At 54.0% G+C, this 22,663-nt stretch carries 18 protein-coding genes; 5 read left to right on the forward strand and 13 right to left on the reverse strand.

Annotated features, from left to right (window positions below; all coding sequences use genetic code 11):
• Window positions 1-10: 10 nt before the first annotated feature.
• The 5 genes from phoU to TH468_RS15460 form a co-directional block, all read right to left on the reverse strand.
• A complete protein-coding gene (phoU, locus tag TH468_RS15440; RefSeq protein WP_085645515.1) occupies window positions 11-733 on the reverse strand; it encodes a phosphate signaling complex protein PhoU in 723 nt (240 codons plus the stop codon).
• Between the two features lie 21 nt (window positions 734-754).
• Window positions 755-1,558, reverse strand: a complete 804-nt coding sequence (gene pstB / locus TH468_RS15445) for a phosphate ABC transporter ATP-binding protein PstB (protein ID WP_037987065.1) — start codon at window positions 1,556-1,558, stop codon at window positions 755-757.
• A gap of 1 nt (window position 1,559) precedes the next feature.
• Window positions 1,560-2,909 (reverse strand): phosphate ABC transporter permease PstA, encoded by a 1,350-nt coding sequence (gene pstA / locus TH468_RS15450; protein WP_085645516.1) that lies wholly within the window; start codon window positions 2,907-2,909, stop codon window positions 1,560-1,562.
• On the reverse strand, window positions 2,902-4,281 hold the full coding sequence (pstC, locus tag TH468_RS15455) for a phosphate ABC transporter permease subunit PstC (RefSeq protein WP_085645517.1): 1,380 nt from the start codon (window positions 4,279-4,281) through the stop codon (window positions 2,902-2,904). The genes pstA and pstC overlap by 8 nt, the downstream gene beginning before the upstream one ends.
• A 135-nt stretch (window positions 4,282-4,416) precedes the next feature.
• On the reverse strand, window positions 4,417-5,445 hold the full coding sequence (locus TH468_RS15460; RefSeq protein ID WP_085645518.1) for a PstS family phosphate ABC transporter substrate-binding protein: 1,029 nt from the start codon (window positions 5,443-5,445) through the stop codon (window positions 4,417-4,419).
• A 425-nt stretch (window positions 5,446-5,870) separates the two neighbouring features.
• Between TH468_RS15460 and TH468_RS15465 the strand changes: the two genes are divergently transcribed.
• The gene (locus TH468_RS15465) at window positions 5,871-6,161 is read left to right on the forward strand and encodes a hypothetical protein (protein WP_085645519.1); all 291 of its coding nucleotides are present in this window, start codon (window positions 5,871-5,873) and stop codon (window positions 6,159-6,161) included.
• Window positions 6,162-6,252: 91 nt separating this feature from the next.
• Here the strand turns inward: TH468_RS15465 and glcF are convergent, their stop codons facing one another.
• From glcF to pyc, 4 genes are all read right to left on the reverse strand, one after another.
• The gene (glcF, locus tag TH468_RS15470; RefSeq protein ID WP_085645520.1) at window positions 6,253-7,572 is read right to left on the reverse strand and encodes a glycolate oxidase subunit GlcF; all 1,320 of its coding nucleotides are present in this window, start codon (window positions 7,570-7,572) and stop codon (window positions 6,253-6,255) included.
• Window positions 7,572-8,813: an FAD-binding protein gene (locus tag TH468_RS15475; protein ID WP_085645521.1), complete on the reverse strand. Its 1,242-nt coding sequence runs from the start codon at window positions 8,811-8,813 to the stop codon at window positions 7,572-7,574. The genes glcF and TH468_RS15475 overlap by 1 nt, the downstream gene beginning before the upstream one ends.
• Window positions 8,814-8,903: 90 nt before the next feature.
• Window positions 8,904-10,388 carry an FAD-linked oxidase C-terminal domain-containing protein gene (locus TH468_RS15480; protein ID WP_085645522.1) on the reverse strand — a complete coding sequence of 495 codons (1,485 nt, stop codon included), beginning with the start codon at window positions 10,386-10,388 and terminating at the stop codon, window positions 8,904-8,906.
• Window positions 10,389-10,404: 16 nt separating this feature from the next.
• The gene (gene pyc / locus TH468_RS15485) at window positions 10,405-13,872 is read right to left on the reverse strand and encodes a pyruvate carboxylase (protein WP_062951320.1); all 3,468 of its coding nucleotides are present in this window, start codon (window positions 13,870-13,872) and stop codon (window positions 10,405-10,407) included.
• Window positions 13,873-14,306: 434 nt separating this feature from the next.
• Here pyc and TH468_RS15490 point away from each other — a divergent pair, with 434 nt between their 5' ends.
• The 3 genes from TH468_RS15490 (at window position 14,307) to TH468_RS15500 (ending at window position 17,325) form a co-directional block, all read left to right on the forward strand.
• On the forward strand, window positions 14,307-15,710 hold the full coding sequence (locus TH468_RS15490; protein WP_246832353.1) for a cache domain-containing protein: 1,404 nt from the start codon (window positions 14,307-14,309) through the stop codon (window positions 15,708-15,710).
• 60 nt (window positions 15,711-15,770) lie between these two features.
• Window positions 15,771-16,442, forward strand: coding sequence for a response regulator transcription factor (locus TH468_RS15495; RefSeq protein ID WP_085645524.1), 672 nt, complete (start codon window positions 15,771-15,773; stop codon window positions 16,440-16,442).
• A 166-nt stretch (window positions 16,443-16,608) separates the two neighbouring features.
• On the forward strand, window positions 16,609-17,325 hold the full coding sequence (locus TH468_RS15500) for a Crp/Fnr family transcriptional regulator (RefSeq protein ID WP_246832354.1): 717 nt from the start codon (window positions 16,609-16,611) through the stop codon (window positions 17,323-17,325).
• 19 nt (window positions 17,326-17,344) lie between these two features.
• Here TH468_RS15500 and TH468_RS15505 read toward each other — a convergent pair whose 3' ends face one another.
• From TH468_RS15505 to TH468_RS15520, 4 genes are all read right to left on the reverse strand, one after another.
• Entirely contained in the window at window positions 17,345-18,004 is a 660-nt protein-coding gene (locus tag TH468_RS15505; protein ID WP_246832355.1) for a hypothetical protein, read from the reverse strand.
• Between the two features lie 139 nt (window positions 18,005-18,143).
• Window positions 18,144-18,503 (reverse strand): TraR/DksA family transcriptional regulator, encoded by a 360-nt coding sequence (locus TH468_RS15510; protein ID WP_085645527.1) that lies wholly within the window; start codon window positions 18,501-18,503, stop codon window positions 18,144-18,146.
• A 110-nt stretch (window positions 18,504-18,613) separates the two neighbouring features.
• Window positions 18,614-19,828, reverse strand: coding sequence for a hypothetical protein (locus TH468_RS15515; RefSeq protein ID WP_085645528.1), 1,215 nt, complete (start codon window positions 19,826-19,828; stop codon window positions 18,614-18,616).
• Between the two features lie 91 nt (window positions 19,829-19,919).
• Window positions 19,920-20,198, reverse strand: coding sequence for a hypothetical protein (locus TH468_RS15520; RefSeq protein WP_085645529.1), 279 nt, complete (start codon window positions 20,196-20,198; stop codon window positions 19,920-19,922).
• A 512-nt stretch (window positions 20,199-20,710) separates the two neighbouring features.
• On the opposite strand from TH468_RS15520, the gene TH468_RS15525 reads away from it, so the two are divergent.
• Window positions 20,711-22,627: an ABC transporter substrate-binding protein gene (locus TH468_RS15525; RefSeq protein ID WP_246832356.1), complete on the forward strand. Its 1,917-nt coding sequence runs from the start codon at window positions 20,711-20,713 to the stop codon at window positions 22,625-22,627.
• The last annotated feature ends 36 nt before the right edge of the window (window positions 22,628-22,663 follow it).

Consider the following 22,663-nt stretch of genomic DNA (forward strand, 5'->3'; position numbering starts at 1 on the left):
TGCTCCAGTGTCACTCATTCGGTTCTACGACGGCAAAGTTCGCCGCGTCATTTTTTGGCCGAGTATCCATCGGCAGGTCTTCGCCCTTGATCCGGTAATAGATCGTTTCGGCGATATTAGTCGCATGATCGCCAATACGTTCGATATTCTTGGCGATAAACAGCAGATGGGTCGATGCCGTGATGTTACGCGGATCTTCCATCATATAGGTCAGCAGTTCACGGAACAGGGAGTTGTACATATCGTCAACTTCCTGATCGCGCGCCCAGACACGCTGTGCCTTTTCCGCATCGCCTTCGATATAGGCGTCCAGAACGTCCTTGATGATTTCCTGACACAGCTTGGCCATGTTCGGAATCACCTGAACCGGGCGGATAGGCGGCACCTGGTTCAGAACCTGTGCGCGCTTGGCAATGTTTTTCGCCAGATCGCCGATACGTTCCAGATCATTGGAAAGTTTAAGCGCGGTCACCACCTGACGCAGGTCATCTGCCATCGGCTGACGCAGGGCCAGCAGACGCACGGCAAAATCCTGCACTTCCTGTTCCAGCGTATCAATACGGTGATCGGAAAGAATGACCTTCTCGGCCAGTTCCGAATCCCGTTTGACGATCGCACGGATCGCAGAAATCAGTTGGCTTTCGGCAAGCCCGCCCATCTGCGAGATGATGTTGTTCAGACGGGTCAGTTCTTCGTCAAACGAACTGACGATATGATGTTTCTCATCGGCCATCTAAAATACTCCTGCCCGGACTTAACCGAAGCGACCCGTGATGTATCCCTTGGTGCGTTCGTCCTTGGGATTGGTGAAAATCTGATCGGTTTCGCCCACTTCAACCAGCTTGCCGAGGTGGAAGAACGCCGTGCGCTGCGACACGCGGGCCGCCTGCTGCATGGAGTGCGTCACGATCACAATGGTGTAGTTCGAACGAAGCTCGTCGATCAGTTCCTCGACCTTTGCGGTTGCAATCGGGTCAAGTGCCGAACACGGTTCATCCATCAGGATGACTTCGGGGCTGACGGCAACCGCCCGCGCAATGCAAAGGCGCTGCTGCTGACCACCCGAAAGACCGGTTGCCGGTTCCGGCAGACGGTCTTTGACTTCTTTCAGTAGACCCGCCCGTTCAAGCGAGGTCATGACGATTTCATCGAGTTCGTCTCGCGAATTCACCAGACCATGAATACGCGGGCCATAGGCCACGTTGTCATAAATCGACTTCGGGAACGGGTTCGGTTTCTGGAACACCATGCCAATGCGCGCGCGCAACTGAACAACGTCGATTGCCTTGTCATAGATATCACGGTCGTCAAGCGTTACCTTGCCCTTGATAGTGACACCGTCAATCGTGTCATTCATGCGGTTCATGCACCGCAGAAAGGTTGATTTGCCACAGCCCGACGGGCCGATAAGTGCTGTGACCTGACGTTCGACAATGTCAAGATTGACATCAAAAAGCGCCTGGTTGTCGCCGTAAAAAAGATTGAGGTCACGGGCCGTCATTTTCGGGCTAGTGACTGACGGCTCTGCCGTCATTGCGCTTTGAGTTACAACAGCCATTTTACCACTTCCGTTCAAATTTCTTGCGCAGATACACGGCCAATCCGTTCATCAGGATCAGGAAACCCAGCAAGACCATGATGGCCGCCGAAGTCTTCTCGACAAAGGCACGTTCCGGACTATCCGCCCACAGATAAATCTGCACCGGCAGAACTGTCGCCGGATCAAGTGCCCCGCCCGGGATATCAACAATAAACGCCACCATACCGATCATCAGAAGCGGTGCGGTTTCCCCAAGAGCCTGCGCCATGCCGATGATGGTTCCGGTCAGAATACCGGGCATCGCGAGCGGCAACACGTGATGGGTCACCGTCTGAACCGGCGACGCCCCAAGGCCAAGGGCAGCCTGCCGGATCGACGGCGGCACGGCCTTGATCGCTGCACGTGATGCGATGATGATGGTCGGCAATGTCATGAGGGCCAGCGTCAGACCACCAACAACCGGGGCCGACCGCGGCAGGTGCATGACATTAAGGTAAACCTCAAGCCCTAGAAGACCGAACACGATCGACGGCACAGCCGCAAGATTGTTGATGTTGACTTCGACAATCGTCGTGAACCGGTTTCGCGGTGCAAATTCTTCCAGATAGATCGCCGCCAGAACACCAATCGGAAACGACAGTATCAGTGTCACAACCAGCGTATAGAAAGACCCGACCGCAGCCCCCCAAATCCCGGCCAATTCCGGTTCGCGGGAATCACCATTGGTAAAGAACCGCGTATGGAACTGCTTTTCAACCGATCCTTGGGAGACCAGTGTATTGTACCAACCAACTTCCTGATCGTTCAGGCGACGGTCGCCTTCATCTGTGTTTGCACTGATATAACCTTTGTTGAGCATATCAAAGTCGTCACCGGAAATCAGCCAGACCTTCCGGGTCTGTCCGATCAGAGACGGATTTTCAAGCACCCTCTCACGCAAATCATAAGATGCCCCACCCGAAACAATGTCATAGAGATCACGCCGTTCGCTACGTCCACTCACTTCCGGGAACTGTTTGCTCAGTGCATCCCTGATCAGACCATCAAAATTGGCCCTGCCAATAATTGCCGGGTCACCTGTTCCGTCCGGATCGATCTTGGCCGGGTCGAAAAAGATTTCCATCTGAACATAGGTCTGGAAAAAGGCGCTATAACCTTTCGAAATGATCGAATAACCAAGCACAACCAGCGCCAGAAGCGCGATTGCAATTGCGCTTAAGCCGTAAATCTTGAACCTGCGTTCCGCTGCGTAACGTTTTTTAATATTACGTGCCAATTTCGGGCTGTCCCAGTCAACCGGCGTGTGCAGATTGCCAGAGATCACTTTTGCGGCGGCTCTGTCTTCCATAAGCGATGCCATATCAGTCATATTTCTCGCGATACTTCTGAACAACCTTAAGGGCAAACACGTTCAGACCCAAGGTGATAAGGAAAAGAAGCAGACCCAGTGCAAATGCCGACAGGGTTTTGGCACTGTCAAATTCCTGGTCACCGACCAGAAGTGTTACGATCTGCACGGTAACAGTGGTCACAGCCTGCAACGGGTTTACAGTCATGTTGGCGGCAAGTCCGGCAGCCATCACAACGATCATGGTTTCACCAATAGCACGCGACACCGCCAACAATACCGCACCAACAATACCGGGCAGAGCTGCGGGGAAAATCACATGCCGAATGGTTTCAGACTTTGTTGCACCAAGGCCATATGATCCGTCACGCAACGACTTCGGCACCTGTGACATGACATCATCAGACAGCGATGACACGAACGGAATGATCATGACCCCCATGACCAGCCCTGCAGCCAGCGCACTTTCGGAACTGACATCAAGTCCAAGCACGGCACCATTGTCGCGCAAGAACGGAGCAACTGTCAGGGCAGCGAAGAAGCCGTAAACAACCGTCGGAACGCCGGCCAGAATTTCAAGTGCAGGTTTGGCAACCGCCCGGAATTTCGGCGATGCATATTCGCCCATATAGATGGCAGAGAACAAACCGACCGGCACCGCCACAAACATTGCAATCAGCGTAATCAGCAATGTTCCAACAAAAAGCGGGATTGCGCCAAATGCACCGTCGGACGCCACCTGATCTGCACGGATGGCCGTCTGCGGGCTCCATTCCAGACCGAACAGGAAGTCCAGCGGGCTGACCTTGCCAAAGAAATGCAGCGCTTCAAACAATAGCGAGAAAACAATGCCGACCGTCGACAGGATGGCAATCGCTGAACACACGATCATGATATAGCGAAACAACCGTTCGACATTGTTTCGCGCGCGCATTTCCGAAGAAATCCGGCGGTAAGACAGAGCCAAGCCCACCAGGGCAACAGACACCATCACAACAATAAGAGCAGCATTTGCGATGGTGTTAAGATTGGCAAGCCGATGGCCGGCCTCTACAATCTCGGGAGAAACGGTAAGATGTTCCCCGCCTCCGGCAGCAATTTGCGAGATGCTGTTAAGCGCCAAAGATAACAGCCCGGAATTGGACGTCACTTCTTCGGGAAGATCGGCAACGATCATTGTCTGAATGATCGTCCCTTCAAACATCATCCAAACCAGCAAAAGGCCCAAAGCCGGCAGGCCGCACCACAACGCCGTATACATCCCGTAATGCGCAGGCAGCGAATGAAGATTGCTGTATCGACCGTTCGACAGGGCTACCGCGCGCTGTCGACCGAAATAAAATGACACGGCACATAGGAGTGCCACAGCAAGCAGCAAATAGGTCAGGGACATTGCGATTAATCCATTTGCCAAAGAATGACCAAAAAACTTGGTGCGCGTTTAAGGCAGGTCCAAGAATAAATCAATTAAAGCCTGAAAACAAAGAAACCGGTGGCAGAAAAGGCTGCCACCGGTTGAAAGATCGCGTTACATGCTCAGCGGAGCAAGGTTCAGCGCAGCATTACGGACTGCTTCACGCTCGGCCGCATCCATCGGAATGAGACCACGGTCAGCAAGGTAACCTTCGTCACCAAATGCTTTGTCGGAGGTGAATTCGGTCAGATATTCTTTGATACCCGGAATGGTACCAACATGGGCGTTCTTGACATAGAAGTACAGCGAACGCGAAACCGGGTAATCACCAGCCGAGATGGCTTCGAAGGTCGGCTCAACACCTGCAATCAGGGAACCCTGAAGTTTGTCGCCGTTCTGATCAAGGAACGAGAAGCCGAAGATACCAAACGCATCATGGTTTGCTTCGAGTTTCTGAACGATCAGGTTGTCGTTTTCACCGGCTTCAACATAGGCACCGTCTTCACGAACGCCTTTGCAAACCGCACCGTGCTGATCTTTGTTGTCTTTGATTGCCTTAATGGCTTCGAAGGAGTCACAGGCTTCTTCAAGTACCAGCTCGGTGAAAGCGTCACGGGTACCGGAGGTCGGGGGCGGGCCGAGAACTTCGATTTTAACGTCCGGCAGGCTCGGGTCGATTTCGGCCCAGGTGCTGTACGGGTTATCGATCAGCGACTTGCCGTCTTTCGAAGGGACGGTTTTGGCCAGCGCCAGGAAGATCTGTTCTTTGGTCAGGTCAAGACGCGGAGCATCCTTGGAGTTCGACAGAACGATACCGTCGTAACCGACTTTGACTTCGGTGATTTCGCTGATGCCGTTTTTGGCACAGGTTTCAACTTCGGACTTCTTGATGCGACGCGAAGCATTGGTAATGTCCGGATGCTGTTCGCCAACACCGGCGCAGAACAGCTTCAGACCACCGCCGGAACCGGTCGATTCAATAACCGGTGTCTTGAACGAGGTGGTTTTACCGAATTCTTCAGCAACCGCAGTTGCGAACGGGAAAACGGTGGACGAACCAACGATACGAATCTGGTCGCGTGCCTGAGCCGCGCCAACAAAGGCAACGCTCATCAGCGCCGCAACAGCAAGAGTCTTCTTCATGGTAAATTCCCCAGTAATTGTTCCAAACCGGAACGGTGCAACGATCTGCGAGGCGGACTCTAACGCTGGGTGCTTACGGTATTGCGTCACTTTTGTTAACGTTATGTGACAACGCATCGGACATGAAAAAGACCTCGGAAAAACCTTTATTTATCAAAGATTTTCCTGAAACAGATCCGGGCCGAAATCAAAACTGAAACCGGCATTTTTCCTGTTTCCAGCCGCAGGTTTGACAGCCTTCGTTCCATAAACTGTAACATTGCCCTGAAACATCACACGGACTGGATAGACGACCGCACGGCAGCAGATCGTTAACTGTTTTCGCTTTCCCTGCCTTTACAAAGGCCCCCGAAAACACGAAGCTTGTTCATAAGATATCAATCCGTTGGGGAAGTAGCGCAGAACCGCGCAAAAGGGAGACGACCATGAGCACTTCGCTCGACGAGATTCAGGAACTGATCCAGAAGCTTTCCGCTGAACTGGGCGACATGTCCGAGGCCGCATCACGCCACATCAATGACCTGCATGTCGCGGTCAACAACATTGCGTCTCATGTCCTTGCCACGGAAGCCGTCATTGCGGTGATGGCAACAAAGGTCGATGTCAGCGAAGCCGAAGTTCAGAACTGGATTCGTGAAAAGACCGCTGCTTTTGCCGAAGACAGCAGCGAAGGCTCTGCCGCCGAAAGTATCGCCACCAGCCTGCTTGCGAAATAAGCGGTTTCGCAAGCACTCTCCGCCAGATTGCATAAAAGCCCGCACGACGCCACGTCGGCGGGCTTTTGTATTTAGACGTCCAAACCGTTGTCTAGGCGATCTTTTCAGCATAGTATGGCAAAAGCTTTTCGGGGGTCGGCCCCCCTGCTGCCCAGTCAAGCAATTGCACCGTATGCACAACTTTCAACGCATCGGTTTCAAGCTGCACCATGCAGCCGATATTGCCCGTCGCAACCAGATCCGGTGCCGTGTTTCTGATATTGCCAAGTTTGCGGTCGCGCAGTTTGCCAGCGATTTCAGGCTGCAACAGATTGTAAACCCCCGCCGACCCACAGCATAAATGCCCCTCGGCAATTTCAAGCACCTCGTACCCGGCCTTTTTCAAAAGGTCGCGCGGTTCACGAATGATCTTCTGACCATGCTGCATCGAACATGCCGAATGATAGGCAACCCGCGCCCCGCCATGAGTCGCCCCGGCAAAACGATCCGCCGGGACATCAATCCCTGCCAGATATTCGGTCACATCACAGGCAAGGTCGGAAATTTTGGCCGCTTTCGCCGCGTAATTCCGATCATGGCGCAACATGTGCCCGTAATCCTTGACCGTTGTGCCACATCCCGATGCCGTAATGACAATTGCATCAAGTCCCTCGCCCGCAAGTTCGCAGCTCCAGGCATCAATGTTGGCTTTGGCCTGCTGATGGGACTGCGCTTCCTTGCCCATATGATGGACAAGCGACCCGCAACAACCCGCCCCTTTGGCCACCACAATCTCAATGCCAAGGCGTGTCAGCAAACGCACGGTTGCTTCGTTGATCTCGGTCTCAAGCACCTGCTGCGCGCAACCGGTCAGGATGGCGACCCGGCCTTTACGTTGACCAATGGCCGGGATCACCTGCGGCTTATCAACCCAGCTTGGCGGCGGCATATGCCGTGCCCCCATCTTCACCATACCCTTCAACCGCCCGGGTAAAAGGCCCGCGAATGGCGATGCCAGCTTCGCCCCGATCAGCGAAAGTCTGAACAGTGTCGGGTTGGGCACAACAATAGATAAAATCCGACGTAACCATTTATCGGCAAATGGCCTGTCATAGGTTTCTTCGATATGGGCACGCGCGTTATCAATCAGATGCATGTAATCGACACCCGACGGGCATGTCGTGGTGCAAGACAGGCATGACAGGCACCGGTCCAGATGCTTGACCACCTTATCCGTTGCCGGTTTATCGTTTTCCAGCATGTCCTTGATCAGGTAAATCCGCCCGCGCGGACTATCAAGTTCATCGCCCAGCGTGACAAAAGTAGGGCATGTCGCGGTACAGAACCCGCAATGCACACATTTGCGCAGGATCTGTTCACTTTCGGCAATTGCAGGGTGGGCAAGCTGGGCGGCGGTAAAGTTCGTTTGCATTACGCATCCCCCTGCTTGGTAATCATTTGGCCAATACGCCCTGGATTAAGGATGCCTTCAGGGTCAAAATTCTCGCGGATTCTCGCATTGATCCGCGCCAAAGCCGCGTCCTCGGCATGGAAAACCAGCACCTGATTTCTAATATCTTCGGGCGCGCGCACCAGAACCGCCCGCGCATCGTAGGACACGGCAATGTCGCGCACTTTATCGGCCATCGCATCACCCCCCGCCAGTTGCAGCCAGATTTGCGCCCCGGCCCAATCCATCATGACCTTCCCGCCGGTTTCGTCGGCCAGTTTCGCAGCAATCGCACCGCCAGATGCCGGTGGCCCGGAAACACACCATAGCAATCCGATCCCCCCTGCAAACGGGGTGACATCGGCCACCGCCTGCCAGAACGCGTTGCTGTTGCCGCTATGAAGTTCTTCGCTGGCACCTATATCGGCCAGAAGCTTGCGCAATGCCTCGCACCGCCAGGCAACCGAGGGAGCCGGTCCCTCAACGCGCAGCGCGACAATCCCGGCCCCGATGCCGATTGCGATATCCACGCCAAGCATTCCAACCTGTTCCCGTGCGATCCATGCGGCGGCAGAAACTTCATTTTCGCTGCCCATGGCACGCGTCATCGCACGCCCGGCACTTTCTATATCGTCACAGGCGATCAGAACGGTTCGGGTTTTCTCGTCGCGCGGCATAACTTTCATGGTGATGGTATGCATCACGCCAAGCGTGCCAAACGATCCCGCCATCAATTTTGAAAGATCAAAACCCGTCACATTCTTCATTACCCGCCCGCCGGATTTAAAATCCTCGGCCCGGCCGCTAATGGCTTCAAACCCCAAAAGATGATCGCGTGCCGCACCGACCTTGATCCGGCGCGGTCCTGAAAGATTGGACGCAATCAGCCCGCCAATCGTTCCGGCATGATCAGAAACCCCATCGGCCAGCAATCCCGGGAAATTTCCGGGCTCAAAATGGAACTGCTGGTTTTTATCGCTCAGCAATGCGTGGATTTCGGCAAGGGACGTTCCGGCACGTACCGACAACACCAGTTCTTCGGGTTCATAAAACATAACCCCGGTCAATTTCGACAGGTTCAGAACATGGTCGGCGGCAACCGAATGTCCGTATGTTTTCTTGCTGCCCGATCCGATGATTTCTAGCGGGTTCTTCGAACCAAGTGCCCAACTGACAGCCTCGCGCAATTGCTCGGGCGTGGTGGGGGATATGACTTCCGTCATGACGGTTTCTCTCTTCCTCTCCTGATCCTTGCCGATCAGTTGGTGGGAACCGATGGCAGGATTATTTTTATTCTCGTTTTTCGACCCGGCTCAGAAACGCGGGATATCCGGGAACTTGTCGGCGACTTCACGCGCATGCAGGGTTTTAAGTTCCCCGCAGCCATGCAAGGTCGGGAAAACCTTGCCGGGATTCAGCAATTCGTCTTCGTCAAACGCCAGTTTCAGGCGTTCCTGATGTTTCATGTCATCTTCGGTAAACATTTCAGGCATCAGATCGCGTTTTTCGACGCCAATCCCGTGCTCGCCGGACAAAACCCCGCCGACCTCGACACATAGTTTCAGGATATCGGCACCGAATGCTTCGGCCCGTTCCAGTTCGCCGGGCTGATTGGCATCAAACATGATCAGCGGATGCAGATTGCCGTCGCCTGCATGAAAAACATTGGCAACCCGCAACCCGTGGCGTTGCGACAAAACCTGCATGCCGGTCAGGACTTCGGCCAGACGTCGGCGCGGAATGGTGCCATCCATACAGATATAATCGGGTGAAATACGGCCAATCGCCGGAAAGGCATTCTTGCGCCCCGACCAGAATAGCAGTCTTTCATCCTCGCTTTCGGAAATACGCGAATAAACCGCACCGCATTCCCTGGCAATCGCACCGACACGTTCAATCAGATAATCGACCTCGACCTTTGGTCCATCGAGTTCAACAAGCAGCAACGCCTCGACATCAAGCGGATAACCCGCATGGACGAAATCCTCGGTCGCCTTGATGGCCGGGGCATCCATCATTTCAAGTCCGCCCGGGATGATCCCGTCGGCAATGATCCGGGCAACGCAATTGCCGCCTTCTTCGCTGCTGTTAAAGCCAAGCAGAAGCGCGCGCGCCGTTTCCGGCTTGCGCAGGATGCGTACCGTGACTTCGGTAACGATACCCAGCAACCCTTCGGACCCGGTGATAACGCCCAAAAGGTCATAGCCCGACTGATCCGGCCCCTTGCCCCCGACACGAAGGATTTCACCTTCGATCGTGACCATTTCAACACCAAGGACATTATTGGTGGTCAGTCCGTATTTCAGGGAATGCACACCGCCCGAATTTTCGGCGATATTGCCACCAATCGAACAGGCGATCTGGCTGGACGGGTCCGGGGCGTAATAGAACCCCTTATGTTCGACCGCACGCGTGATGCCAAGATTGGTCACACCGGGCTGCACAACGACGGCCCGGTTATCCCAATCGATATCCAGAACGCGGTTGAATTTCATCATGCTGATCGTGATCGCATCCGCCATCGGTAGCGCCCCGCCCGAAAGGCCGGTGCCCGCCCCCCGCGGGACGACACGAACTTTATGGGTATGACAATATTTCAGGATGGCCGCGACCTGCCCGGCATTTTCGGGCAGGACCACGATCATCGGAAGCTGGCGATAGGCCATCAACCCATCGCATTCATAGGGCCTGAGCTGATCCTCATCGACGATAACCCCGCCTTCGTTCGGAACGATGTCCCGCATGGCGGCGATGATATCCTTGCGACGCGCAAGGGTCGATTGATCCGGCTCAGGCATCCTAAGCATGCGAAGTTTACTCCCTTAATTCGATCAGCAGATCCTTGCTGTCGACCTGTGTACCGGCGGGGGCATGGATGGTTGCCACGACCCCGTCCCTTTCCGCATGAACCGCGGTTTCCATTTTCATCGCCTCAAGCGAGCACATCACATCGCCCGCCTTGACCTTCTGGCCTTCGGCAACATGGACCTCGACGACAAGGCCTGGCATCGGGGCAGCGATATGAAGCTGGTTGCCATCCTCGGCCTTTGGCTTGACCTTGCCCGTGGCGGCCAATGTCTTGTCGGCAACCTTGACTGTTCGGGGCTGACCGTTCAGTTCAAAGAACACGGTCCGATTGCCTTCCTCGTCCCCACCTTCGGATGTTGCAAGATAGCGGATAACAAGCGTCTTGCCCTTTTCCAGATCGACGGAAATTTCGTCATTCTGGCTCATGCCATAGAAGAAGATCGGGGTCGGCAGGATCGAAACATCGGCATTGTGGCTGCGATGTTCGGCATAATCGAGGAACACCTTGGGATACATCACATAGGATGCGACCTCAGCATCACTGATGCTGCGATGGGTTTTCTTTTCGATTTCCTTGCGGGTTGCCTCGAAATCAATCGGCGGCATAGATTTGCCCGGACGATCCGAAAGCGCCTCGGCCCCCTTCAATACCTTGCGCTGAAGGGCGGGGGGGAAGCCGCCAACCGGCTGACCGATTTCACCGCGGAAGAACGAAATGACGCTATCGGGGAATGCGATGTCCTTTTTCGGGTCCAGCACATCCTTTTCGGTAATGCCCGATGTCACCATCGTCAGCGCCATGTCACCGACAACCTTCGAGCTTGGCGTCACCTTGACGACATCACCAAACATCTTGTTGACCGCGGCATAGGCTTTGGACACTTCCGGCCAGCGTTCCTCGATGCCAAGCGACCGCGCCTGCTGACGCAGGTTGGTATATTGGCCGCCCGGCATTTCATGGACATAGACATCCGATGTGCCACTGCGGATATCGCTCTCAAATCCGGCATAATACCGTCGGACCTGCTCCCAATAGGTCGAAACTTCTTTAAGCGCCTCGGTATTCAGCCCCGGATCACGGGGCTGCCCGATATAGTTATTGGCAATCGAACCAAGGTTTGGTTGCGATGTCAGGCCCGACATCGAATCCATCGCCGCATCGACCGCATCCACCCCGGCATCAATCGCGGCAATCACGGTTGCTGCCGAAATGCCGCTGGTATCGTGGGTATGGAAATGGATCGGGATATTGACCGTATCCTTCAACGCCTTGATCAGGGTTGTTGCCGCCGCCGGGCGCAGAACACCCGCCATATCCTTAAGCCCCAGGATATGCGCACCGGATGCCTCAAGCTCCCGGGCCATTTTGACATAATAATCAAGGTTATATTTCGGGCGTTTCTCGTCAAAGATATCGCCCGTATAGCAAATGGTCGCCTCGCACAGCTTGTCGGTTTTCAAAACCGCATCCATGGCGACTTTCATGTTTTCGACCCAGTTCAGGGAATCGAAGACACGGAAAACATCCATGCCGTGTTCTGCTGCCTGCTTGACGAAATATTCGACCGCATTGTCGGGATAGTTGGTGTAACCGACCGCGTTCGATGCCCGCAAAAGCATCTGGGTCAGGATATTGGGAACGCGTTCGCGCAGCTTGACCAGACGATCCCACGGATCTTCCTTAAGGAACCGCATCGCGACGTCAAATGTCGCCCCGCCCCAACATTCCAGCGAAAACAGTTCCGGCAGCCCATGCGCATAATAAGGCGCGATTTCGAGCATATCGAAGGTCCGCATCCGGGTCGCCAGCAGTGACTGATGGGCATCACGCATAGTGGTATCGGTGATCAATACCCGTTTCTGATCCTTCATCCAGCGTGAAAAGCCCTCGGCCCCCAACTGGTCAAGCTTCTGCTTGGTGCCCGGCCGGATTTCGCCCAGATCAATCGATTTCGGCATGACCGGCGCATGCAGGTTGGTCGGCACCACCCGGCCTTCGACTTCCGGATTGCCATTCACCGTGACTTCACCGATGAAGCGCAGCAACCGGGTTGCACGGTCGCGGCGGCGTACGAACTTGAACAGTTCGGGCGTTTCATCAATGAACCGCGTGGTATATTCACCGGCCCGGAATTTCGGGTGATTGATCAGGTTTTCAAGGAACGCCAGATTGGTCGCAACACCACGGATACGGAATTCACGAAGGGCGCGGTCCATACGGTCTACCGCTTCACGCGGGGTGCTGCCCCATGCCGTGACCTTTTCCAGCATACTGTCATAAAACGGTGTGATCACCGCCCCGGAATAGGCCGTGCCGCCATCCAGACGAATACCAAAACCATTGGCGCCACGATAAACCTTGATGATCCCGTAATCGGGGACAAAGCTGTTTTCGGGGTTTTCGGTCGTGATGCGGCACTGAAGCGCATGATCACGCAGCTTGATCTTGTCCTGCCACGGAATGCCGGTTTCCGACGGGAAGCCGATCCGCCCCCCCTGCGCAACAAGGATTTGCGCCTTCACAAGGTCAAATCCGGTCACGCATTCCGTCACGGTATGTTCGACCTGAATGCGGGGATTGACCTCGATAAAGTAAAACTTGGATGTATCGACATCCATCAGGAATTCGACGGTACCCGCATTGACGTAATTTGCGGCCTTGCCCAGACGAAGCGCTGCTTCGCAAAGTTCTTTGCGCTGATCTTCGTTAAGGTAGGGGGCAGGTGCCCGCTCAACGACTTTCTGGTTGCGACGCTGAACCGAACAGTCACGTTCAAACAGATGCACCAGCGTACCATGCGTATCGCCCAGAAGCTGGACTTCGACATGGCGGGCACGACGGATCAGCTTTTCGAAATAAACCTCGTCATTGCCAAATGCGGCTTCTGCTTCGCGCTTGGCGGCCAGAACCTGTTTGGAAAGGTCCTTGGAATTCTCGATGACGCGCATCCCGCGACCACCACCGCCCCAGCTGGCTTTCAGCATGATCGGATAACCGACCTGATCAGCAATGCGGGCCACTTCATCCATATCATCGGGCAATGCGCCTGATGCCGGCATCACCGGCACACCCGCACTTTCCGCCAGATTGCGCGCGGCAACCTTGTTGCCCAGCGTGCGCATCACTTCAGAATCGGGACCAATGAATGTTATGCCAGCCTCGGCACAGGCATCAGCAAAATCGGGATTCTCGGACAGGAACCCATAGCCCGGGTGAATGGCATCAACGCCAGCTTCACGGGCAACGCGCAGGATATCCTCGATATCAAGATAGGCGCGAATGGGTTTGTTGCCCTTGCCGACAGTGTAACTTTCGTCGGCCTTGAACCTGTGCAGGGCAAAACGGTCTTCGTCGGAAAAGATGGCAACGGTGCGAATGCCAAGCTCGTTGGCGGCACGCAGAACACGAATCGCGATTTCACCGCGGTTCGCGACCAGAAGTTTACGGATACGCTTTGGTGCAGAACGCGTCATGGACACCGGGCTCCTACCAGATTTGTAGGGCAGGTGCGTCCCTGTGCGCCCCTGCCGAAAACCAAGAGAAACGCCACGATATGGTCCCGGAATGCGTTGCGGTGCGGGATGCCTGCAACGCCATACCATCTGTGGCGATAAAGGATGTCTGTCACGTTAAAACGCGTGCAGTGCATCCAGGGTTCCTGGCGCCCGGTGGGCAGGCGACGTGTCTGATATATGCGCAATGCGCTGCCTCTGTCAAAGCATGATCTTCGAAATTGGTAATACCAATTTCACCTTATCGCAGCCAGTGTCTTTTCACCATGTGGAAAATCGCGTCCGCGCCTAATACAACCCAAAGGTTCCAAACCTGTGATCAGGCGCAGACTTTTGGTGCTTTTGTGATATTGTCCGGCCCGAAAAATCTTCCTGTATCCGAGACTGTTGTGCCCATGCGGAAAATCAATCTTCGACTAAAGTTTTTGCTGCTGTCGATCCTGCCACTGGTTCTGGCCGCCGCGGCAATATCGTATCTGGTATTTGCACAGGCCGAACGACTGGCCGAAGCAGAAATCAGAACGTTCGAACGCAACATTCTCGAAGCCCGCAAAGAAGAGCTTAAAAGCTATCTTGAACTCGCCCTTGCTTCGATAGATCACATTTATTCGGTCGCAAGCCCGCTGGATGCCGTTTCCAAGGAACGAGTCAAAAGCATCATCGAAGATCTTTCCTATGGCGAGGATGGCTATTTCTTTATCTATGACCGCGATGGCACGGCCCTTGTCGACCCGCCACAGCCATGGCGCCTGGGGCGCACATATTGGAACCTGCGCGATTTGAACGGAAATTCCGTCATTCAGGCGCTGATTTTCAATGCCGAAAAAGGTGGTGGTTTCCTGCGCCATGTCTGGGAAAAGCCGTCAACCGGCGAACCCGCCGAGAAAATCGCCTATTCCCTGATGCTTGAAAAATGGGGCTGGATGATCGGTACCGGGATTTATATCGATGACATTTCCGAACAGGTGAAGGAAATCGAGACGGAGGTATCATCCCATATCCGTGACACGACAATATCGATTGTCGGCATCACCATTCTGGCGGTTTTGCTGGTCGGCATTTCGGGCACCGTCGTCACCCTTTCGGAACGCAAACTTGCTGATTCCAAGCTAAAGGAACTGACCCATCGGGTTGTTGATGTGCAGGAACAGGAACGTTTGCGGGTGTCGCGCGAACTGCATGATGGCATCAGTCAAATCCTCGTGTCCGTCAAATATTCGGTCGAAACCGCCATCGCGCGGTTGGGACCAGAAAGGAATGCCGCGACCGAACCCATGGAAAAGGCCGCCAAGCGATTGCAGGATGCCATCCACGAAGTCCGTCGCATATCGCGCGACCTGCGTCCGGCCGTGCTTGATGATCTTGGCCTGCGCCCGGCGATTGAAAGCATGTGTAAGGAACTGGCAGACCGGTCCGACATGCAGATTGATGTCAAATCGGACAATATCGATATTGTTCTTGATATCGCGAAAAAGACGACACTGTATCGGGTCTTGCAGGAAACCCTCACCAATATCGAACGTCACGCCGATGCCACGCATATCAAGGTCACGATCCGCCGCGAAGGTCAAAGTGTCGTGATGAAAATCATCGATAACGGTGTCGGATTTGAAACCAACCGGTATATTCGCAACCGTGATCCGCGTGCCGGGATCGGTCTTCGCAATATGCGCGAGCGCATGGAATTCCATGGTGGTGGCATGACCGTCAAATCCGAACCGGACGATGGAACAACCATAACTGCCTATATTCCGGTTTCGCGTGATAATGATCTACCCGTCACCGTCATCAGCGGCTAAGGTGGCAACAGATGTTTCGGCCCAGATGTTTCAGCAATGTGACAGAGAACTGAATTGACCATGAGCAGCGCAAACACCCCCTATTCGCCCAACCGCCCCATTCGTGTTTTGCTGTGCGACGACCATGCGCTGGTCATGGATGGCATTCGCTCACGCCTTGAATGCTATGATCATATCGACATTGTCGGCGAGGCCGGAAACGGCATGGAAGCGCTGTCACTGGCCGGAAATGTCAAACCCGACATCGTTCTGATGGATATCTCGATGCCGGTCATGAACGGGCTGGAAGCCGCCGAAAAATTCCGCGAAACCATGCCCGATATCAAGGTCATCATCCTGACCATGCATGAGAATCCGGAATATCTTCGTACCGCCCGACTGGCAGGTGCGCGCGGCTTTATACTGAAAGATGTATCGTCAAACGACATGGTGCGCGCGATTGAGGCTATTGCAAATGGCGGCGAAGCTTACAGTCCGACATTTGATCGCATCAGCAACACCGAAGGCGTTCCTGACGACGGCATGCCGCTGACCACGCGGGAACGCACCGTCTTGCGGCTTCTGGCCAAAGGTGCCAGCAACAAGCACGTTGCCCGCGAACTTGATATCAGTGTGCGTACCGTGGAAACCCATCGCCGCAACATCAAGCGCAAGCTCGACATCGACAGTTCCGCCGGTCTGGTCCGCTATGCGATTGAAAAAGGCTTGGTCACTCTGGACAACACTGCATAACGACACGCCCGAAAAGGTCGTACTATTGTGATGTTTTTCACCTTTTGATCGCTATTAGGTTGAATTTACAAACCAATAGGGTAGATTACTCAAAGATTTAGAGTGCTTCCATTTAACAGCCTGCGGCGACCGATTCTGCATCTGTCCCGTTCCGTCAGGGGGTTTTGTGAATTACTCCGCGCCGCAATCAACCATGCCAGACATGTTGCGCTGCCGCCGATGCGGCGTCCGGCAACTTGCGCTTTTCAACGATCTAACGGATGACGATTTCAAACTGGTTCATCTGCCGATCGAGGACATGGCAATTGCTAAACGCGCGATCCTTTACAATGCCGGGGACAATGCAAACGCGCTGTTCACCTTGCGCAGCGGTCTGATCAAATTGACGCATTATCTGGCCGATGGTTCGCAACGGGTTGTGCGCCTCGTCCGCCCCGGTGGCACAATCGGCCTTGAAGCCCTCGTCAGCGACAGCTTTGCCCATCACGCCGAAGCCCTTCAGGACAGCGCGTTATGCCGGATTCCGGTTGCGGTTGTTGAAAAACTTGATCGCGAAAGCCCCCATTTACACAAACAGTTGCTTACACGCTGGCATCAGGCGGTAATGGAATCAGATAACTGGTTGACCCAGATGTCGACCGGATCTGCACGGGAACGTGTTGCACGGCTGTGCCTGTATCTTTGTGATGATACCGATGACAGTTGCGTTCTGCCCGGTCGCGAAGACATGGGGGCCATGCTGGGGATCACGACCGAAACCGCCAGCCGGGTCATCGCCGAGTTTCGCCGACATGGTCATCTGAGCCTGCGCAATCGCTCTGAATTCGGGCTTGATGTCAAAGCACTTCAGGTCGTTGCCGGACTTGATCACGAAGCAGCCTGACCCGATTGCACAAAACCCGTCAGCGCATTGCATCGGGCAATGTTGTCTGGAATGCCGAATTTGGCCCGCACGCCTTCGATAGCCGTTCATATTCATCCGGGGTATCTATCGCATGATGGTCTTCGCGCCGCAAAAGATCAATGGCGCGCAAACGGCGTTTGAAATCCTGTCCATACTGGTTCAATAAACGCCGTTGCAGGCGTTGCACCTCACCGGGGCCAACCGGTCGCATGGCAGCAAAGTCCGCCGTGATTTCGGCGACCATGGCATCAAGTTCCCGCTGGATATCCTGTTCCATATGCTGATTGATCTGCACGTGCTGCCCTTCATGGGCATAGACCACGTCATATTCACATGTGCCACGCTCTAGCTCCGATGCGACATACACCAGATGCTTGATCACTTCGACCTCGGGGTTAATCCGGATCGGATACAGGCAAAATGCCCCAACGCCAACCTCTACCGGCTCCAGCCGCATGTCGAACCGTGCCTGAAGCTCATATTCGGTCAAGCCGGTCACCAGATAACGACTTCCCTGATTGGCCCGGTTGTTAAGCCAGCGCACAGACCGATGACGATCCAGCATCGGGTCCTGATTGATGAATGACAGGCTTGCAACAGGCGCACGCGCCACCGCACAACTGTTTTGCTGTGCGGTGGCGTGATCGCTCGGCGTCACAAACAGAAACACCGCGATCAGAATGCATACTGCAACCGCGCCCCACCTGATCAATGATTTGGGTACAGCGTGTTTCGCCCTTTGATCTGCCATATAAAAGATACGTTAATTCGGTCTGACCGGTTTGATCAATCCGTCCCTAACTGTGTTTGACATGGGCAGCGCAATCAACGCAAAGCGGTGTGGTCGGATCAAATTCCAGACGCTTCTTTTCAATTTCTTCGCCGCAGTTATGGCAGAAACCGTAATCGGGATGCTCCATCCGGGCCAGCGTCTTTTCAATGCGATCAAGTTCGGCAGCACGGCGGCGTTCCTGTTCCAGATGCATCTGCTGATCCTGAAGCGCATCCATCCGCGACAGGCGGCCGACGGCCTGCTGATCAAGTTCGACCGGCTTTCGATAATCTTCCGAATGGTTTGAATGGGCACTGATATCCGCGCGCCGGTCTTCAAGACGCTGACGCAAGAATGCAATGTCAATATCTCTACGATCAGACATTCTGTTCCCTCACCGATTTGTTGCCGCCATAAAATACATATGGGTAGCGACCGGTGCTTTTCGCCAAGGGGGCGTCAAGAATTTGTTCCGCCCCCTGCATTCAGCCTTGCCTAGCTACAGTTTCCGCAGGCATCCACCAGCTTCTCCATCGCGGCCTCGGCCTCATCATCATCGAGCTTTTCGGCCTTCATCTTTTTCTGGATCTTGCAGCAAAGTGCCGGACCATCGGCAAAGGCATGATCGATCCAGAACGGAATATCGGTGCCGAAATATCCAATCTGATCCAGGAACGACACACCGTAATAATAGGCTGCCCCGACTGAATTATAGAAAGTCGGATCATCAATAAACCCGCCATCCGGCGTCATGGATTTGGTCAGGCACCAGTCAAGGATCGTGGAAATGTCGGCTGATGCGGATTTCTGACTGCCGCTATCGACTTCATCCCAGCCAAGATCAAAAATTTTGGCAACGTCATAATTGTTGTGATTGTTAAAATCACCATTGTGCTTCCAGCCAAACGGATAGGCATCATCACGGATTGCAAGTGTTGTATTGAAGATGGCCGGCCAAAGCCCGACCTTGCCATGCTGATAGGAAATATTGTGGAATGTCAGGCTAAGGTCCGGACTTTTCAGAATATCGCCCGCGTCTGTTTCAAACCAGCCGCCCCAATATCCCGATTGCGCATCCTGCCAGTCATCCAACCAGCTTTTATAAGCCGCGATGTAATCATCGCTCAGATCAAAGCCTTTGACGTATTTGCGGAAATAATCGCGAATTTCGCTTTTGAAACACATTTCCGACAAGGCGGCACTGACCGCACCCAGCGCATCGCGGCGATCAAGCCCGTCGGCAAAAATCCGTGATGTTTTCTGACTGTTCAGCCAGGCGACCAGATCGGCAGGCTGGGCAATCGGCGCCAAAAATGTCAGCGGATAATCCGGTGCAATCCCCTCGTCTGCCAAGGCATTGATAGCATCAATCATCGCATCGACCTTCAGGAACCACTGGTCATAGCAAGGGCCCCACGAACCATCACTTGCCACCTGTTCCTCGGCCCAGTCCTGATCCTTGTTTTTCAGCGATTTTTCAAACTGGGCGATCTTCTTTTCCAGCCCATCCCAGTCAGCGGTATAAAGCAGCAACCACTTGCACTCGATCATATACTGATCGGACGCGGCCATGCTGTTGCCGGCCTGCTGGGCCGCAATCAGTTTTTCTTCCAGCGGGGCAAGCTTGTCGGCATAGGCACCTTTTCTATCGGAATAGTCCGGATCAAAAGCACTGAACTGCTGCTCGATCAAGGAATTGAAATCTGTCACGCTGGCCCCCTGTCATCGGTGTGTTCGACGACTTAAAACAGGTGCCGCCCGAAATGCAAAGTGAAACAGAAACAAAGATCAGAAACGACCATCAGTTCTGGGCCAGCCAATTTCTGATCACACGCAATGCCTGTCCAGGATCGGTATCGACAATCCGGTTTGCAATATTGGCCTTGCGACGATCAATTTTCCCATCGATACCGGCCACAGAAAAACTGTCAGCATCAGAATCATGTGCGCGTTCATCCGGACGATAGCGGTCCGGCGACGATCCCGACTCATAACGCGGGATCGTTGCCAACGGCTTCGGCCCGGCCAGATAGCCAGGATCATAAGAAGCCTGCCCGAATGATGCAGATTTGTTTTCCATGCCGAAATTGTCTCTCCGATCAGCTCTTTCTGGCAAGAAAAATCACAGGGGGCGTCCTTGCCATCAAATGACCCACAAAGCGTTCCAACACGAAATTTATTATCGAAATCTTATATTGTGATAACAACCACATTGGATTGTGTTAAACTTTAGTCGAAGCCACCATTGATCGACACAAAAACCAATTCCTGTCCAAATGGTCGGAAAAGCCGCACGGATCGTCGTAGAACGCGCTCGCCTCAGTGGAACAAGTCCCCGTTAATCGCATTATTCTGCGCGGTCCGAATGAAAATTTGGCGGACCGGTATGTTGTTTATAGATACAAAAAGATGCACATAGGAAAATTATCCGCCTGTACGTTGTAAACAAATAACAGCTCGCGCATCTTTAGAAGATCAGGGGAAAACCGGCTTTCAGAACTTTACCCGGCATTGGCTTTAGGATATTCACCACCTAAGAGTAGGGATACAGATACTTTTCGATAAGTATAAAAAATTCAGGGGAAGCCCGAAGTGTACAGGGTAGTGGGTTGCTTTATATCGCTGGCATTCTTGCTGGCCGTGGCTTTGACCGCGGCGCAGCGCAATGCATATGCTGCTGAGTTCGGCGAAGCGCCGATGCTTGCCGACATGGTGGCAAACGGCAAATTATCCCCGGCTTCGGAACGCCTGCCCAAGACCCCGATGATTGTCACCCCCAATGACAAGCTTGGCCAATATGGCGGCACATGGATGATGGCGCAGAATGCGGAACGTGATCATGCCCTTCTGATCCGGACGATCGGCTATGAACCGCTTTTACGCTGGACCCCGCAATGGACAGATACCGTTCCCAACGTTGCCCTTTCGATGCAGGCCAACAGCGATGCCACGGAATTTGTATTCCGGTTGCGCCCGGGAATGCGCTGGTCGGATGGCGCGCCTTTTACCGCCGAAGATATCTTATTCTGGTATGATGACATTCTGCGCAACCCGGCCTTTGGCAATGTGACGCCTGAATGGCTCACCGCGGGTGGAAATCCGGTACACATTGAAAAGGTCGACGAAACCACCGTCGCGTTCCGCTTCGACACCCCCTATGGGCTGTTTCCGACCTTCCTTGCCCGTCCCGAAGGTGTCGAACCGGTCAGCTACCCTGCTCATTTCCTGCGTCCTCTGCTTCCGAAATACAACAAACAGGCTGATGCCGATGCGCAACAGCTTGGCTTCAGGGGCTGGAAGGATCGCTTCCTTTCCGTATTCGGGACGCCGGGTACCATCGATGATCCCAGCCGCTGGATGAATCCTCAGGTGCCGACCCTGAACGCTTGGGTCCTGTCCGGAACTTATGGCAAAGACGATCCGCTGGTCGCAGTCCGCAACCCGTTTTACTGGAAAATCGATCCGGGCGGTCGACAGCTACCCTATATCGACAGGGTTTCCTTTGATCTGGTCAACAGCAAAGATGAAGCCGGTGATGCAGCGATTGCGGGCAAGGTCAACATGCAGGAACGCCATATTGGCCGCCGTGCTGATGAAATTCTCGCCGCCAATGACAATCTGCAGTCCTTCACCCTGATCGAAAGCGACATGAATATCCTGACGCTGTCGCTTAATCTGAACGACAGGGACCCGGTGCTTCGCGACATATTCCAGAACAAGGAATTCCGCGTTGCGCTTTCACATGCCATCGATCGCGATAGCATCATTGGCCGGTTCGTTCCCGGTGCCCTACCCCATCAGGCAGCACCACGTCCCGAAAGCCCGCTTTACCACACGGTTCTCGCACGCCAGTTCATCACCTATGATCCGGTACTCGCCGCAAGCCATCTGGCGAATGCCGGTTTGACACGTAAAGACGACGACGGTTTCCTTCTGCGCCCCGATGGCAAAAGGCTGTCCTTTACCATCGATACTGAAGGCGCATCCCGCTTCGAAATGCTTTCTGCCGTTATCGATTACTGGCGTGATATCGGCCTTGATGTGACGGCTCGCGACTTATCGCGTGATGTATTTGTCGATATGCGTGAAAAAAACAATCACCATGCCAGCGCATGGGGCGGTGATGGCGGGCTTGATGCCATGGTTCTGCCGATCAACTACCTGCCAGTATCCAGTGAATCATCCTGGTACGCCACCGGTTGGGCACAATGGTATTCGGACCCGAAAAATCCCGAAGCTGTTGAGCCCCCGATCGAGGTTATCCGTCAACTGGAACTCTATAACCAGTTGAAAGCCACCGCAGATGCAGAAAAACAGAATAAACTTATGCGCGATATTCTCGACATCAGCGCAAATCAGTTTTACGTTATGGGAATTGCCTTGCCGCCCAATCGCAAAGGGCTGGTGGCAAAAAACTTCAAGAATGTTCCCAAGGTCATCCCGGCGGCTTGGAGCTATGCCACACCGGCACCAACCAATCCATCACAGTATTATCTTGAGAGCCAATAACAGAATTCACCGGCAATCCGGCTGGGCCAGGGTTTA

Origin of the sequence: Thalassospira sp. MCCC 1A03138 (assembly GCF_002115785.1) — a bacterium.
Classification (GTDB): Bacteria; Pseudomonadota; Alphaproteobacteria; order Rhodospirillales; family Thalassospiraceae; genus Thalassospira.

Coding starts and splice junctions, on each gene's coding strand:
- TH468_RS15520 (WP_085645529.1), bottom strand. CDS start 20,198: ATGGAAAACAAATCTGCATCATTCGGGCAGGCTTCTTATGATCCTGGC.
- phoU (WP_085645515.1), bottom strand. CDS start 733: ATGGCCGATGAGAAACATCATATCGTCAGTTCGTTTGACGAAGAACTG.
- TH468_RS15490 (WP_246832353.1), top strand. CDS start 14,307: ATGCGGAAAATCAATCTTCGACTAAAGTTTTTGCTGCTGTCGATCCTG.
- TH468_RS15510 (WP_085645527.1), bottom strand. CDS start 18,503: ATGTCTGATCGTAGAGATATTGACATTGCATTCTTGCGTCAGCGTCTT.
- TH468_RS15475 (WP_085645521.1), bottom strand. CDS start 8,813: ATGACGGAAGTCATATCCCCCACCACGCCCGAGCAATTGCGCGAGGCT.
- pyc (WP_062951320.1), bottom strand. CDS start 13,872: ATGACGCGTTCTGCACCAAAGCGTATCCGTAAACTTCTGGTCGCGAAC.
- TH468_RS15460 (WP_085645518.1), bottom strand. CDS start 5,445: ATGAAGAAGACTCTTGCTGTTGCGGCGCTGATGAGCGTTGCCTTTGTT.
- TH468_RS15465 (WP_085645519.1), top strand. CDS start 5,871: ATGAGCACTTCGCTCGACGAGATTCAGGAACTGATCCAGAAGCTTTCC.
- pstB (WP_037987065.1), bottom strand. CDS start 1,558: ATGGCTGTTGTAACTCAAAGCGCAATGACGGCAGAGCCGTCAGTCACT.
- TH468_RS15495 (WP_085645524.1), top strand. CDS start 15,771: ATGAGCAGCGCAAACACCCCCTATTCGCCCAACCGCCCCATTCGTGTT.
- glcF (WP_085645520.1), bottom strand. CDS start 7,572: ATGCAAACGAACTTTACCGCCGCCCAGCTTGCCCACCCTGCAATTGCC.
- pstC (WP_085645517.1), bottom strand. CDS start 4,281: ATGTCCCTGACCTATTTGCTGCTTGCTGTGGCACTCCTATGTGCCGTG.
- TH468_RS15480 (WP_085645522.1), bottom strand. CDS start 10,388: ATGCCTGAGCCGGATCAATCGACCCTTGCGCGTCGCAAGGATATCATC.
- pstA (WP_085645516.1), bottom strand. CDS start 2,909: ATGACTGATATGGCATCGCTTATGGAAGACAGAGCCGCCGCAAAAGTG.